The 14,223-nt window shown below is 74.1% G+C and carries 11 protein-coding genes and 1 pseudogene; 11 read left to right on the top strand and 1 reads right to left on the bottom strand.

Annotation, left to right across the window (positions count from 1 at the left end):
• Positions 1–2: 2 nt before the first annotated feature.
• The 8 genes from QFZ62_RS04890 to prmC all read left to right on the top strand — a co-directional run bounded on the left by QFZ62_RS04890 (position 3) and on the right by prmC (position 10,695).
• A complete protein-coding gene (locus QFZ62_RS04890; protein ID WP_307502422.1) occupies positions 3–833 on the top strand; it encodes a DUF2993 domain-containing protein in 831 nt (276 codons plus the stop codon).
• A 155-nt stretch (positions 834–988) separates the two neighbouring features.
• Positions 989–2,488, top strand: a complete 1,500-nt coding sequence (locus QFZ62_RS04885) for a diaminopimelate decarboxylase (RefSeq protein ID WP_307502420.1) — start codon at positions 989–991, stop codon at positions 2,486–2,488.
• Entirely contained in the window at positions 2,485–3,816 is a 1,332-nt protein-coding gene (locus QFZ62_RS04880) for a homoserine dehydrogenase (protein ID WP_307502417.1), read from the top strand. The genes QFZ62_RS04885 and QFZ62_RS04880 overlap by 4 nt, the downstream gene beginning before the upstream one ends.
• Positions 3,816–4,892, top strand: a complete 1,077-nt coding sequence (thrC, locus tag QFZ62_RS04875; RefSeq protein WP_307502415.1) for a threonine synthase — start codon at positions 3,816–3,818, stop codon at positions 4,890–4,892. The genes QFZ62_RS04880 and thrC overlap by 1 nt, the downstream gene beginning before the upstream one ends.
• Before the next feature lie 11 nt (positions 4,893–4,903).
• Positions 4,904–5,854, top strand: a complete 951-nt coding sequence (thrB, locus tag QFZ62_RS04870) for a homoserine kinase (RefSeq protein ID WP_307507695.1) — start codon at positions 4,904–4,906, stop codon at positions 5,852–5,854.
• Between the two features lie 293 nt (positions 5,855–6,147).
• The gene (gene rho, locus QFZ62_RS04865) at positions 6,148–8,703 is read left to right on the top strand and encodes a transcription termination factor Rho (protein WP_307502412.1); all 2,556 of its coding nucleotides are present in this window, start codon (positions 6,148–6,150) and stop codon (positions 8,701–8,703) included.
• A 3-nt stretch (positions 8,704–8,706) separates the two neighbouring features.
• A complete protein-coding gene (gene prfA / locus QFZ62_RS04860) occupies positions 8,707–9,786 on the top strand; it encodes a peptide chain release factor 1 (RefSeq protein ID WP_307502408.1) in 1,080 nt (359 codons plus the stop codon).
• Positions 9,787–9,819: 33 nt separating this feature from the next.
• Positions 9,820–10,695 carry a peptide chain release factor N(5)-glutamine methyltransferase gene (gene prmC, locus QFZ62_RS04855; protein ID WP_307502406.1) on the top strand — a complete coding sequence of 292 codons (876 nt, stop codon included), beginning with the start codon at positions 9,820–9,822 and terminating at the stop codon, positions 10,693–10,695.
• A 30-nt stretch (positions 10,696–10,725) separates the two neighbouring features.
• On the opposite strand, the gene QFZ62_RS04850 is transcribed toward prmC, so the two are convergent.
• On the bottom strand, positions 10,726–11,379 hold the full coding sequence (locus QFZ62_RS04850) for an HAD-IA family hydrolase (protein WP_307502403.1): 654 nt from the start codon (positions 11,377–11,379) through the stop codon (positions 10,726–10,728).
• A gap of 71 nt (positions 11,380–11,450) precedes the next feature.
• Here QFZ62_RS04850 and QFZ62_RS04845 point away from each other — a divergent pair, with 71 nt between their 5' ends.
• From QFZ62_RS04845 to QFZ62_RS04835, 3 genes and pseudogenes are all read left to right on the top strand, one after another.
• Entirely contained in the window at positions 11,451–12,380 is a 930-nt protein-coding gene (locus tag QFZ62_RS04845; protein ID WP_307502401.1) for an L-threonylcarbamoyladenylate synthase, read from the top strand.
• A pseudogene (locus QFZ62_RS04840) lies at positions 12,377–13,698 on the top strand (MraY family glycosyltransferase). The gene QFZ62_RS04845 and the pseudogene QFZ62_RS04840 overlap by 4 nt, the downstream one beginning before the upstream one ends.
• The gene (locus QFZ62_RS04835; protein WP_307502398.1) at positions 13,695–14,165 is read left to right on the top strand and encodes a hypothetical protein; all 471 of its coding nucleotides are present in this window, start codon (positions 13,695–13,697) and stop codon (positions 14,163–14,165) included. Before QFZ62_RS04840 ends, QFZ62_RS04835 begins: the two are co-directional and overlap by 4 nt.
• Positions 14,166–14,223 lie beyond the last annotated feature (58 nt).

Here is a 14,223-nt window from a genome sequence, read left to right as displayed (position 1 = left end):
TCATGGCGGGGCGCTTCCTGGGCACCGAGGTCTTCGAGGCGCCCGAGCGGCGCGATCCGCGGGAGGCCCGCCGACGCCGCCGCGGGCCCCGCGGCGGCACCGTCGTCATCTGGCTGATCGTCCTCGCGGTCATCGGCGTGGGCCTCGCGTTCGGCCTCCGGATCGTCGACCAGACCGTGCGCGGCGTCGCCGAGGACCAGGCGGAGACGCGGATCGCGGACCAGCTCCCGGGCCAGGTCACCGGGCGCGTGAACGTGTCGATCGAGGGCGAGTGGGTGATCCCGCAGCTGATCCGCGGCACGCTCGACCGCGTGGTGCTCGACGGCCCGAACCTGCAGGCGGACGGCACGCCGTTCCAGGCGCGCATCGTCGCCACCGACGTGCCCACCGACCAGGAGCGCACGGTCGGGAACGTGGTCGCGACCGTGTCGATGGACGAGGCGCCCGCGAGCGCGCTGCTCGCGAGGACGGCCGGGACGCCGCCGGACCTGCGCTTCGGCGACGGCACCCTCGGCTACGCGGGGTCGACCCGCGTCCTCGGCATCACGTTCGGCTACACGGTCGCGGCGGAGCCCGTGCTGCGCGACGGCTCGACCGTCGTCATCACGCCCGCGGAGGTGGAGCTCCAGGCGGGCTCGTTCCAGGTCGACCTCGCGCAGACGATCCAGGGGATCCGCGACGTCACGTACCCCGTGTGCATCGCGCAGTACCTCCCGGCCGGCGTCGTCGTGCAGGACGTGACGGTGACCGACGCGCGCGCGTCGATGACGGTGGAGACGTCCGACCTGAGGCTCACGCGCGAGTCGCTCGGGGTCACCGGCAGCTGCGGCTAGCCGCCCGACGCCGACGCCCGCGGGGCGCCGTCACATGCACCGGGGGCCCCGCACGGCGTCGGTAGGATGCTGTCACCGCCCCCTCCGGCTTCAGGGACCACACCGGGTCCGCTCGCCATCCCGCACGTCCGCCCCGCGTACGAACAGGTGATCTCGTGACCGCGAACCCGCTGGCCCCGTCCTGGCTGCTCCCGCCCGACGACGCGAACGCGCTGGACCCCGCGGTCTGGTCGCGCGGCACGTCCCGGGACGAGGACGGCGTGATCCGGGTGGCCGGCGTCCCCGCCACCGAGCTGGCCGCGCGCTTCGGCACCCCGGTCTACGTGATGGACGAGGACGACGTCCGCGGCCGCGCCGCCGAGACGCTCGCCGCGTTCGAGCGCGAGGCCGCCGCCGTCGGCACGACCGCGCGGGTCTACTACGCGGGCAAGGCGTTCCTCAGCATCGAGATGGCGCGCTGGATGGTCGAGGAGGGCCTCCACATCGACGTGTGCTCCGGGGGCGAGCTGGTCGTCGCGCTCGCCGCCCGCGCGGATCCCGCCCGCCTCGGCTTCCACGGCAACAACAAGTCGGTCGCCGACATCGACCGCGCCGTGGGCGCCGGCATCGGGCAGATCGTCATCGACAGCGAGATCGAGGTGGAGCGCGTCGCCGCCGCGGCCGCGGCGCACGGGCGCGTGCAGGCGGTGCGCCTGCGCGTGAACAGCGGCGTGCACGCCCACACGCACGAGTACCTCGCCACGGCGCGCGAGGACCAGAAGTTCGGCATCACGATCGCGGACGCGCCCGGCGTCGTCGCGCGCATCCGGTCGCACGCCTCCCTCTCCTTCACGGGCCTGCATGCGCACATCGGCAGCCAGATCTTCGAGACCGACGCCTTCGTCGAGTCCGCCCGCCGCCTGCTCGACCTGCACGAGCGGCTCCTCGGCGGGGGATCCGTGGCGGAGCTGAACCTCGGCGGCGGCTTCGGCATCGCGTACACGTCGGTCGACCGCCCGGTGCCCGTGGCGGAGATCGCCCGGCGGCTCACGCGGATCGTGGCCGACGAGTGCGCGCGGCGGGGGATCGCGGTGCCCGTCATCGCGGTCGAGCCCGGCCGCAGCATCGTCGGCCCCTCCACCTCGACCCTCTACACGGTCGGCACCGTCAAGGACGTGCTCGTCACGGTCGGCGGCGTCGACGGCGAGGTCGCCGAGGCGGAGTCCGCGACGGGCGACGTCGAGGACCCGCGGATCGCCGAGGAGGCGGAGACGGCGGTCCGCCGCTACGTCAGCGTCGACGGCGGGATGAGCGACAACGCGCGGCCCGCCCTCTACGGCGCCGACTACGGCGTGCGCCTCGCCGGCCGCGCCTCCGACGCGGAGCCCGCGCTCGTCCGCGTCGCCGGCGGGCACTGCGAGAGCGGCGACCTCGTCGTCCTCGCCGACTACCTGCCCGGCGACGTGCGACCCGACGACCTCGTCGCGGTGCCCGCCACCGGCGCGTACTGCTGGTCCCTGGCGAGCAACTACAACTGGATCGGCCGGCCCCCGGTCGTGGCCGTGCGGGACGGCCGGGCGCGGGTCATCGTGCGCGGCGAGACCGTGGACGACCTCCTGGCGCGCGACGCGGGCACGCCCGTCGCCGCATCCCCCGACGTGGACGGAGCACGATGATCGAGTACCGGAACCTGCGCGTGGCCCTGCTGGGCTGCGGCTCGGTCGGCACCCAGGTGGCGCGCCTGATGCGGGAGCACGGCGACGAGCTGGCGCAGCGCGTGGGCGCCCGGCTCGAGCTCGTCGGCATCGCGGTGCGGGACGCCGACGCGCCCCGCGACCCGTCGGTGCCGCGCGAGCTCCTCACCACCGACGCCGAGTCCCTGATCCTCGGGGCCGACATCGTCATCGAGCTGATGGGCGGCATCGAGCCCGCGCGCACGCACATCCTCGCGGCCATCTCCTCCGGCGCCGACGTCGTCACGGCCAACAAGGCGCTGCTCGCGACGCACGGCCCGGAGCTCTTCGAGGCGGCCGAGCAGGTCGGCGCGCAGCTCTACTACGAGGCCGCCGTCGCGGGCGCGATCCCCATCATCCGGCCGCTGCGCGACAGCCTCGCGGGCGACCGGGTCCAGCGGATCCTCGGCATCGTCAACGGCACGACGAACTACATCCTCGACCAGATGGACGCGCACGGGCTCGGCTTCGACGAGGCCCTCGCGACCGCCACCGAGCTCGGCTACGCGGAGGCGGACCCGACGGCCGACATCGAGGGCTACGACGCCGCCCAGAAGGCCGCGATCCTCGCGAGCCTCGCCTTCCACACGCGCGTCCCCGTCGAGGCCGTGCACCGCGAGGGCATCACGGGCCTCTCGTCCGCCCAGTTCGAGTCGGCCCGCAAGGCCGGCTACGTGATCAAGCTCCTCGCGATCTGCGAGCGCCTCACGGATCCCGCGACCGGCCGCGACGGCGTCTCCGCGCGCGTGTACCCCGCGCTCGTGCCGCGGGACCACCCGCTCGCCGCCGTCCACGGCGCGAACAACGCGGTGTTCGTCGAGGCCGAGGCCGCCGGCGACCTCATGTTCTACGGCGCGGGCGCCGGGGGAGTGCAGACCGCGTCCGCCGTCCTCGGCGACGTCGTCTCGGCCGCGCGCCGCCACGTCGTCGGCGGGCCGGGCGTCGCCGAGTCGACCCACGCCGACCTCGAGACGCTGCCGGTCGGCGCGATCACGACCCAGTACCAGATCACGCTCCAGGTGGCCGACGAGCCGGGCGTCCTCGCCCGCATCGCCCACCTGTTCAGCGAGCACGGCGTCTCCGTGGAGACGCTCGAGCAGACCACGCACCAGGCGCCCGTGGCGGGAGGGGCGGGCGACCGGCCCACCGCTAGCCTGGTGATCGGCACGCACCGCGCCACCGACGCGGCCCTCCGGGCCACCGTCGACGCGGTGTCGAACCTCGACGCGGTGACGGCAGTCGCGAGCGTCCTCCGAGTAGAAGGAGCCTGATGGCCCACCAATGGCGCGGACTGCTCCGCGAATACGCCGACCGCCTCGACGTCACGGACGCCACCCCGATCATCACGCTCGGCGAGGGCGGCACGCCCCTCATCCCCGCGCCCGCGCTGTCCGCCCGCACGGGCGCCGACGTCTGGGTCAAGTACGAGGGCATGAACCCCACCGGGTCCTTCAAGGACCGCGGCATGACCATGGCGATCTCGAAGGCCGTCGAGCACGGCGCCAAGGCGGTCATCTGCGCGAGCACCGGCAACACGTCCGCGTCGGCCGCCGCCTACGCGGCGCACGCGGGCATCACGGCCGCCGTGCTCGTGCCCGAGGGCAAGATCGCGATGGGCAAGCTCAGCCAGGCCGTCGCGCACGACGCGCAGCTCCTCCAGGTGCGCGGCAACTTCGACGACTGCCTCGACATCGCGCGGGAGCTCAGCGCGAACTACCCGGTGCACCTCGTCAACTCGGTCAACAACGACCGCATCGAGGGCCAGAAGACGGGCGCGTTCGAGGTCGTCGAGGTGCTCGGCGACGCCCCGGACTTCCACTTCATCCCCGTCGGCAACGCCGGCAACTACACCGCCTACACGCGCGGCTACCGCGAGGACCTCGAGGCCGGCAACGCCACGAGGCTGCCCCGCATGTTCGGCTTCCAGGCCGCCGGCAGCGCGCCCATCGTCGACGGCGCGATCGTCAAGGACCCCGACACCATCGCCAGCGCGATCCGCATCGGCAACCCCGCGTCGTGGAAGCTGGCCCTCGAGGCGCAGCTGCTCACCGACGGCTACTTCGGCGCCATCTCGGACGCCAAGATCCTCGAGGCGCACCGCATCCTCTCGGCCGAGGTCGGCATCTTCGTCGAGCCCGCGTCGGCCATCAGCGTCGCCGGTCTCCTCGAGCGCGCGGAGGCCGGGCAGATCCCGAAGGGCGCGCGCGTCGTCCTCACGGTCACGGGCCACGGCCTGAAGGACCCGCAGTGGGCCCTCCGCACCGCGGACGGCTCCGACGTCGCCCCCACGAGCGTGGGCGTCGACATCGCCGAGATCGCGGGCGTGCTCGACCTGGTCGCGTCGTGACCGACGGCCCGATGCACTCGGCGCTGCCCGTCGGGCGGCGCGTCCAGGTGCGCGTGCCCGCGACGAGCGCCAACCTCGGCCCCGGCTTCGACACGCTCGGCCTCGCCCTGGCGCTGTACGACGACCTCACGGTCACGGTCCGCGACGAGCCCGGCGCCACGGTCGACGTCCGCGGCGTCGGCGCGGGCGAGGTCCCGACCGACGCGACCAACCTCGTGGTCACGGCCATCGCCCACTCCTTCGCCGCGTTCGACCAGCCGATGCCCGGCCTCGACCTCGTCGCGGAGAACCGGATCCCGCACGGCCGCGGCCTCGGCTCGTCGGGCGCGGCCATCGTGTCCGGCATCAAGGCGGCCCAGGGCCTCCTCGCCGGCACGGTCGAGATCGACGCCGACGCGCTCCTCCGCCTCGCCACCGAGATGGAGGGCCACCCGGACAACGTGGCGCCCGCCCTCTTCGGCGGCCTCACCATCGCGTGGGTCGACGGCACGGGTCCCCAGCACAAGAAGCTCGCGGTGCACCGCGGCGTCTCGCCGCTCGTGCTCGTGCCCGTCGCGACCATGTCCACCGCGCTCGCGCGGAGCCTGCAGCCGGAGTCCGTCCCGCACGAGGACGCGATCTTCAACGTGTCGCGCTCGGCGCTCCTCATCGCGGCGCTGATCCAGAGCCCCGAGCTGCTGCTCGCGGCGACGGAGGACCGCCTGCACCAGGACTACCGCGCCGCCGCGATGCCGGAGACGAACTCCCTCATCCACCTGCTGCGCGAGCGCGGCTTCGCGGCCGTCGTGTCCGGCGCCGGCCCGTCGCTCCTCGTCCTCGGCAGCGACCCGGGCCAGCGGCTGACGGCTGCCGAGCTCGTGGCCGCGCACAGCGCGACCCCGTGGCAGGCGCTCATGCTCGCCGTCGACGTCAAGGGCTGCCAGGTGCAGGTCGTCGACGAGGGATCCGCCTCCTCCACCTGAGTCGCGACCGTCATCGGTCCGCATCCGGCGCGCCGCTCCTCCGCGGATCGGGCGCCGGGTGCTAGGCTCCTCACGACCTCGAGATCAACGGATCCACGCATGCGCGTCGGAGATCCGGTCCCGGTGGTCGTTCTCACCACTCATCCGCTGTCGTCTCTGCAAGATCCCGTGCCTTCGTGCCCGACAGCAGCTCCGGACGGAATCAGACCGCCCGCCGCTCGGCAGAGACGCACGCGATCGGCTCTCCCCCGCACGGGCTTCGTCCCGGCGGACCGGGGAAAGGACCCACGCACATGACAGATGTCGACACCCGCGCCACTGACGCGGACCTGAGCACGCTCCGCGTCTCCCAGCTCCAGGCCATCGCCTCCGAGCTCGGGATCCCGGGCGGCTCCAAGCTCCGGAAGGGCGAGCTCGTCACGGCGATCTCCGAGATCCGGGCCGCCCGGGGACTCGTCGTCCCCGCCGACGAGGCGATCCCCGCCTCCGACGTGCTCGCCGACGCCGGCGACGCGACCCCCGAGGCCGTGGACGCCGCGACCGCCCCCGTCGTCGAGGACGCGCCCGCCTCGGAGCCCGTCGTCGTCGACGCCGCCCCGGTCGCGGACGAGGCCCCGGTCGCGGACGAGGCCCCGGTCGCGGACGAGGCCCCGGTCGCGGACGAGGCGCCCGTCGCCGACGCGACCGCCTCCGCCGACACGACCGCCTCCGCCGAGGCGCCCGTCGCCGAGGCCCCGGCAGCCGAGCAGGCGCCCGCCGCCGAGCAGCCCGCGCGCTCCGGCCGCGGATCCCGCCGCGCCAGCACCGCCCGCATCGTGCCGGAGCGCATCGCCGAGCCCGTCGAGGCGCCCGCCGTCGCCGAGCCCGCGAGCACCGGCCTCGAGGCCCGCATCGCGCAGGCCACCGGCGACCGTGTCGCCGCCGACACCTCGGCGCCCCGCGCCGACGCGCCCCGCACCGAGGCCCCCGCCGGCCGCCGCGGATCGCGCCGCGCCAGCAGCGCCGGCGTCGTGGACCCCGCGATCGAGGCCCCGCGCCAGGCCGCCCAGCACGTCAACAGCGGCCAGACGGCCGACCAGCTCGTCCCGGCCGAGGCCGAGGCGCCCGCCGCCGAGGCGTCGACCGACGAGCAGGCCCCCGCGCAGCGCTCCGGACGCGGCCGCCGCCGCGGCGGACGCGACGCCCAGGAGGCCCCCGCGCAGGACGCGCCGGTCGAGGCCGCCGCCGAGGAGGCGCCCGCCGCCTCCGACGCGCAGGCCGCCGGCGACGACCGCGACCGCGACTCCGACGACCAGGGCGGCCGCGACGGCCGCGAGGGTCGCGAGGGCGGCCGCAACCGCAGCCGCAACCGCCGGAACCGCGACCGCGGACGCGACCAGGACGAGCAGCAGGGCGGCCGCGACCAGGCGCCCCGCGAGCAGGCCCCGCGCGAGCAGGCCCCGCGCGAGCCCGACGCCGACGACGAGGCGCAGGAGGAGGCCCGCACCGGCCGCGGACGCCAGAACGGCCGCGGCCAGGGCGACCGCACGCAGGACGTGCGCGCCGACCAGGCCCGCGCCGACCTCGGACGCGACGAGGACCGCGGCGGCCGCAGCCGGTACCGCGACCGCAAGCGCGGCCGCAGCCAGGGCGGCGACGAGTTCGAGCCCGAGGTGACCGAGGACGACGTCCTCCTGCCCGTCGCGGGCATCCTGGACGTCCTCGACAACTACGCCTTCGTCCGCACGAGCGGCTACCTGCCCGGCACGAACGACGTCTACGTCTCGCTCGGCCAGGTCAAGAAGCACTCGCTGCGCAAGGGCGACGCGATCGTCGGCGCCATCCGCCAGCCGCGTGGCGACGACAGCCAGAGCCGCCAGAAGTACAACGCGATCGTGAAGATCGACTCGGTCAACGGCCTGCCGCCCGAGGAGGCCGCGAACCGCGTCGAGTTCGGCAAGCTCACGCCGCTCTACCCGCAGGACCGCCTGAGCCTCGAGACCGAGCCCAACAAGCTGACCACGCGGATCATCGACCTCGTGTCGCCGATCGGCAAGGGCCAGCGCGGACTCATCGTCTCGCCGCCCAAGGCCGGCAAGACGCTCGTGCTCCAGGCCATCGCGAACGCCATCGCCACCAACAACCCCGAGGTCCACCTCATGGTCGTGCTGGTCGACGAGCGTCCCGAGGAGGTCACCGACATGCAGCGCACGGTGAAGGGCGAGGTCATCGCCTCCACCTTCGACCGTCCCGCCGAGGACCACACCACGGTCGCCGAGCTCGCCATCGAGCGCGCCAAGCGCCTCGTGGAGCTCGGCCACGACGTGGTCGTGCTGCTCGACTCCATCACCCGCCTCGGTCGCGCGTACAACCTCGCGGCCCCGGCGTCCGGCCGGATCCTCTCGGGCGGCGTCGACTCGTCGGCGCTCTACCCGCCGAAGCGCTTCTTCGGCGCCGCGCGCAACATCGAGCACGGGGGATCGCTCACGATCCTCGCCACGGCGCTCGTGGAGACCGGCTCCAAGATGGACGAGGTGATCTTCGAGGAGTTCAAGGGCACCGGCAACATGGAGCTCCGCCTCTCCCGCGCCCTCGCCGACAAGCGGATCTTCCCGGCCGTCGACGTCAACGCCTCCGGCACGCGCCGCGAGGAGATGCTCATGGGCGCCGACGAGGTCAAGGTCACCTGGAAGCTGCGCCGCGCCCTCGCCGGGCTCGAGCAGCAGCAGGCCCTCGAGATCGTCCTCAGCCGCCTGAAGGAGACGACGTCCAACGTCGAGTTCCTCATGAAGGTCCAGGCGTCCATGCCCAACACCGCGAACGGCCAGTCCCACCAGAGCCACGGGCACGGCGCGCACGAGAAGGGCTGACGCGTGTTCCAGTCCGTCGTCCAGCTGCTGGAGGAGCACGAGGAGCTCCAGCAGCAGCTGGGCGACCCCGAGCTGCACGCCGACGCGTCGCGCTCGCGCAAGGTCAACCGCCGCTACGCGGAGCTCAGCCGGATCGTCGCGGCCCACGCCGAGTGGACGCAGCTGACCGACGACCTCGCCGCGGCGCGGGAGCTCGCCCAGGAGGACGCGGCGTTCGCCGACGAGATCCCGGGCCTCGAGCAGGAGGTCGACCAGGCCCAGGAGAAGCTCCGGCGGCTCCTGATCCCGCGTGACCCCGACGACGCGCGCGACGTCATCATGGAGATCAAGATGGGGGAGGGCGGCGCGGAGTCCGCGCTGTTCGCCGCCGACCTCCTCCGGATGTACCTGCACTACGCGGAGTCGCGTCGCTGGAAGACCGAGATCCTCAGCCAGACGCAGAGCGATCTCGGCGGCTACAAGGACGTCCAGGTCGCCATCAAGGGAACGTCCGACGACCCGGCGCTCGGCGTGTGGGCGCACCTCAAGTACGAGGGCGGCGTGCACCGCGTGCAGCGCGTGCCGGCGACCGAGTCGCAGGGCCGCATCCACACCTCGGCCGCGGGCGTGCTCGTGATCCCCGAGGTCGAGGAGGTCGAGGAGGTCGCGATCGACCCCAACGACCTCAAGATCGATGTGTACCGCTCGTCCGGCCCCGGCGGCCAGTCGGTGAACACGACCGACTCCGCCGTCCGCATCACCCACCTGCCCACGGGCATCGTGGTCGCCATGCAGAACGAGAAGAGCCAGCTGCAGAACCGCGAGGCCGGCATGCGCGTCCTCCGGGCGCGCGTCCTCGCGAAGCAGCAGGAGGAGATCGACGCGGAGGCCTCGGCCGTGCGCCGGAGCCAGATCCGCACCATGGACCGGTCCGAGCGCATCCGCACGTACAACTTCCCGGAGAACCGCATCGCGGACCACCGCACGGGATACAAGGCGTACAACCTCGACGCCGTGATGGACGGAGCCCTCGACCCGGTCGTGGAGTCCTGCATCCAGGCCGACGAGGAGGCGCGGCTCGACGCGCTCGGGGGCGACGCGTGATCCGACGGGTCACCGCGCGACGCCCGCTCGCGCGTGGCTGACGGCGAGGGCGTCCCGGTCACCGTGGACGCCCTCCGCATGCGCGTCGGCTCGACGCTCGCCGCGGCGGGCGTCGAGGATCCCGCGGTCGACGCGGAGCTCCTCATCGGGCACGTCCTCGGCCTCTCCCGCGGGCAGGTGCAGTCGCGCGCGATCACGCGCGCGCCCGTCGTCGCCGCGGACGCCGAGCGCGTCCTCGCGCTCACCGCGCGCCGCGCCCGCCGCGAGCCGCTCCAGCACATCACGGGCGTGGCGCACTTCCGCTCGCTCGAGCTCCTCGTGGGTCCCGGCGTCTTCGTGCCGCGGCCCGAGACGGAGCACGTGGCGCAGCTGGCGATCGACGCCCTGGGCGCCGCTCCCGGCGAGGCGCCCGTGGCGGTCGACCTCGGCACCGGATCCGGCGCCCTCGCGCTGGCGCTCGCCACCGAGGTGCCGCACGCGCGCGTGCACGCGATCGAGGTCTCGCCCGCGGCGCACGCGTGGACGGCCCGGAACGTCGCGCGCCTCGCGCCCGACGTCGACCTCGTGCTCGGCGACCTCTCCGACGCGTTCCCGGAGCTCGACGGCACCGTGTCCGTCGTCGTGTCCAACCCGCCTTACATCCCGGTCGACGCCGTGCCGCGCGACCCGGAGGTGCGCCTGCACGATCCCGCGCTCGCGCTCTACGGCGGCACGGACGGCCTCGACGTCGTCCGCCTCGTCTCGACGACGGCCCGGCGCCTGCTGCACCCGGGCGGCGCGCTCGTGATCGAGCACGGGGAGCTGCAGGGCGACGCGATCCGCGCGCTCCTCGACGCCGACGGCTGGCGCGCCACCGCGACGCACCAGGACCTCACGCGCCGCGACCGCGCGACCACCGCGCTGCGCTGAGCCGGATGCGCCGCGGAGCCGCCCGCAGGATCAGCCCCGGCGTGCCTGCGCCCGGATGAACCCCTCGACCGCGGGCAGCAGGTCGCCGGGCCCCCGCACGTGGTGCCCGGTGATCCCGAGCCCGCGCGCCGCGGCGACGTTGTCCAGACGGTCGTCCGCGAAGAACGTGCGCTCGGCCGGCTGCCCGTACGCGGCGAGCACGCCGCGGAACACCGCCGGGTCCGGCTTCCTGGCCCCGTACCCGCTCGACGTCCGGAGGTGCTCCACGCCGAAGAGCGGCACGAGCTCGGGCGCGAGCGCGGGGAGGTGCCGGGCGGCGAGGGCGTTGTTGTTGGTCAGCAGCGTGATCCGCCCGGCCTCCCGGGCGCGCGCCACGGCCTCGAGCGCCGACGGCCGCACGACCATCGACGCGCGACGCCGGCGCACCCACTCGTCCTCGTCGATGTCGACGCCCACGGCCGCGCAGAACGCGTCGAGGTAGGAGTCGGCGTCGAAGCGCCCCGCCTCCGCGGCCCACTCGCCGTCGTCGTTGTACCAGCGGCGGCGCAGCTCCGCGAGGTCGTGACCCGTGGCCGCGGTGATCCGGTCGGCGGGCCCCCGCCAGTCGTGGTCGTACAGCACGTCGTCCATGTCGAAGACGAAGAGGAGCCCGTCGGGGGCGGGGGAGGAGGGCCGGGACGTCACCCGACCCAGTATGCGGGCGTCGGCGCGGCGCGGATCCGCCGCTCAGGGCCGGGGCGACGCGCTCGGCTACGATGAGCGACGACATGGCGCGCATCTACGACTGCTCAGTCGACACCGACCTCCTCACCGGCATGAGACTCGCCCGACAGGCGGTGGGCCGCGGCGAGGTCGTCGTCATCCCCACGGACACCGTGTACGGGATCGCCGCCGACGCGTTCAACCCCGACGCGGTGCAGCGGCTCCTCGACGCGAAGGGCCGCGGGCGCGACGCCCCGCCGCCCGTCCTCATCCCCGGCGAGTCCACGCTCGACGCGCTGGCCGACTACGTGCCCGACGTCGTCCGCCGCCTGGTGGACGAGTTCTGGCCGGGCGGCCTCACGGTGATCCTCGTGGCGCAGCCGTCCCTCGTCTGGGACCTCGGCGAGACTCGCGGCACCGTCGCGCTCCGCATGCCCGCGAACTCCTTCGCGCTCGAGCTCCTCGCCGAGACGGGCCCGCTCGCGGTCTCGTCCGCCAACAGGACGGGCCAGCCCGCCGCCGCGACCGCGCAGGACGCCGCCGAGCAGCTGGGCGGGTCCGTCGACATCTTCCTCGACGGCGGCTCCGCCGGCGGATCGGCCTCGACCATCGTCGACGCGTCGCGCGTCACCGCGGCGGGCGGCCGCGTCCGCATCGTCCGCGAGGGCGCCATCTCGCGCGCGCAGATCCAGCAGCTCATCGGCGACCAGCTCGAGCCGGTGGTCGCCGCGCCGGCCGCGCCGGCCGAGCCGGGGGAGCCCGATCCCGCGCCGTCCGATCCGGCGGAGCCCGACGCGGACCCGGCCGCCGTGCCCGTGCCCGCCGACGCGCCGCCCGCCGACGCGCCGCCCGCCGACGCGCCGCCCGCGGACCCGTCGCCCGAGGCCGGCCCGACCTACCCCGAGTTCGTCGAGCCCGAGGCCGCGCCCGCCGCCCCGTCCGCGACCGAGCCCCCCGCGGATCCGCCCGCGCACCCCCGGTGACCTACTACGCCGCCATGGCGGTCGTCTCGGGGGTCATCACGCTCGTCCTCTCGATGATCGTGATGAAGCTCGGCTACCGCTACCGGCTCTACCCGGCGATCCGCGCACGTGACGTGCACACGCGCCCGACGCCGCGCCTCGGCGGCGTGGCGATGTTCGCCGGGATCCTCGTGGCCTTCGCCATCGCCTCGCAGGTTTCCTGGTTCGGGCTGGTGTTCGAGCGGCCCGGCCCCGTCATCGCGATCCTCGGCGCCGCGCTCATGATCGTGGTCATCGGCGTCCTCGACGACATCTACGACCTCGACTGGATGATCAAGCTGGCCGGCCAGATCCTCGCCGCGGGCCTCCTCGCCTGGCAGGGCGTCGCCATCTCCTCGCTCCCCATCGGGGGCCTCACGGTCGGCTCCTCGCAGATGTCGATCATGCTGACGATCTTCGCGATCGTCCTCGTCATGAACGCCATCAACTTCATCGACGGGCTCGACGGCCTCGTGGCGGGCGTCGCCATCATCGCCAACGGCACGTTCTTCCTCTACAGCTTCCTGCTCTCGGACACGGACACCGGCCAGACGGAGCGGTTCAACCTCGCCTCGCTCATCAGCGCGATCCTGATCGGCGCGTGCCTCGGCTTCCTCCCCTTCAACTGGCACCCCGCGAAGCTCTTCATGGGCGACGCCGGCGCGCTCCTCGTCGGGCTCCTCATGGCCACGAGCGCCATCGCCGTCACGGGCGAGATCGACCCGAACCCGGAGACCTTCGGCCGCTCGCAGCTGCTGCCCGCGTTCCTGCCGATCCTCCTGCCCTTCGCGATCCTCATCGTGCCGCTGCTCGACTTCGCCCTCGCCGTCTTCCGGCGCCTGAAGGCGGGCAAGTCCCCGTTCAGCGCGGACCGGAAGCACCTCCACCACCGCCTGCTGGACATGGGGCACTCGCGCCTGCATGCGACGCTCATCTTCTACGCGTGGACGGGCGTCGTCTCGGCCGGCTGCCTGCTCATGTTCGTGGTGCAGCCCTACGCGTGGGGCGTGGCCTTCATCGCCGTCGGCATGGTGTGGTCTGCGCCGTCCTCACGCTCGCGCCGCTCAGCCGCCGCAAGCGCCTCGAGGCCGCCGCGCAGCTCGTGCCCGCCGACGCGGAGTCCGAGGACGCCGCCGCCTACGACCCGCTCGACGAGGCCGCCGTCGACCGACCGCTCGCGCGCCTCACGGACGCCGAACTGGAGGCCGTCGAGCGCGAGCACGCCGACCTCGCCGCCGGAGCCGCCGCGACCCGACCGACCGACCTCCCGCACGGCGGGACCAGCAAGGAGACAGCATGACCGACAGCCCGAGCGCCCCCGCCCCCGCCGAGCGTCCCGCGAAGAAGGACGTGTTCGCGCGCATCCTCCTCGGCGGCGCCCTGCTCGCCCTCGCCATCGCGGTGGTCGGCGGCATCGTGGGCTTCGCGGTCGACGGGGGCCGCGGCCTCCTCAGCGCCGTCATCGGCAGCGCGATGGCGCTCGTGTTCCTCGGGCTCACGGCCGGCAGCATCCTCTTCGCCAACCGGTACCAGTCGTCGCCCATCTACCCGACGATCTTCTTCTCCGTCGTGCTCGGGGCGTGGCTGCTGAAGTTCGTGGTCTTCCTCGCCATCGCCCTGGCGCTCAAGGAGCAGCCGTGGATCAACCTGGTCGTGCTGTTCGTGACCGTGATCGTGGGGGTCGTGGGCGCGCTGGTGATGGACATGATCGTGATCACCAAGGCCCGCGTCGGCTACGTCAGCGACGCGCAGCTGCCCGGACGCTAGGCGCGCGCCGCCCGGCCGTCGGCAGGGGGGACGCGATTAGTCAGGGCACCCTCATTGT

The sequence above is a fragment of the Clavibacter sp. B3I6 genome (assembly GCF_030816895.1).
Lineage (GTDB): Bacteria > Actinomycetota > Actinomycetes > Actinomycetales > Microbacteriaceae > Clavibacter.
This window is presented reverse-complemented; position numbering and strand designations above follow the sequence as displayed.

Bases quoted from the DNA above. Each gene is read 5' to 3' on its own strand.
- QFZ62_RS04835 (WP_307502398.1), top strand. From the start codon at position 13,695: ATGACCGACAGCCCGAGCGCCCCCGCCCCCGCCGAGCGTCCCGCGAAG.
- QFZ62_RS04880 (WP_307502417.1), top strand. From the start codon at position 2,485: ATGATCGAGTACCGGAACCTGCGCGTGGCCCTGCTGGGCTGCGGCTCG.
- QFZ62_RS04845 (WP_307502401.1), top strand. From the start codon at position 11,451: ATGAGCGACGACATGGCGCGCATCTACGACTGCTCAGTCGACACCGAC.
- rho (WP_307502412.1), top strand. From the start codon at position 6,148: ATGACAGATGTCGACACCCGCGCCACTGACGCGGACCTGAGCACGCTC.
- thrB (WP_307507695.1), top strand. From the start codon at position 4,904: ATGCACTCGGCGCTGCCCGTCGGGCGGCGCGTCCAGGTGCGCGTGCCC.
- thrC (WP_307502415.1), top strand. From the start codon at position 3,816: ATGGCCCACCAATGGCGCGGACTGCTCCGCGAATACGCCGACCGCCTC.
- QFZ62_RS04890 (WP_307502422.1), top strand. From the start codon at position 3: ATGGCGGGGCGCTTCCTGGGCACCGAGGTCTTCGAGGCGCCCGAGCGG.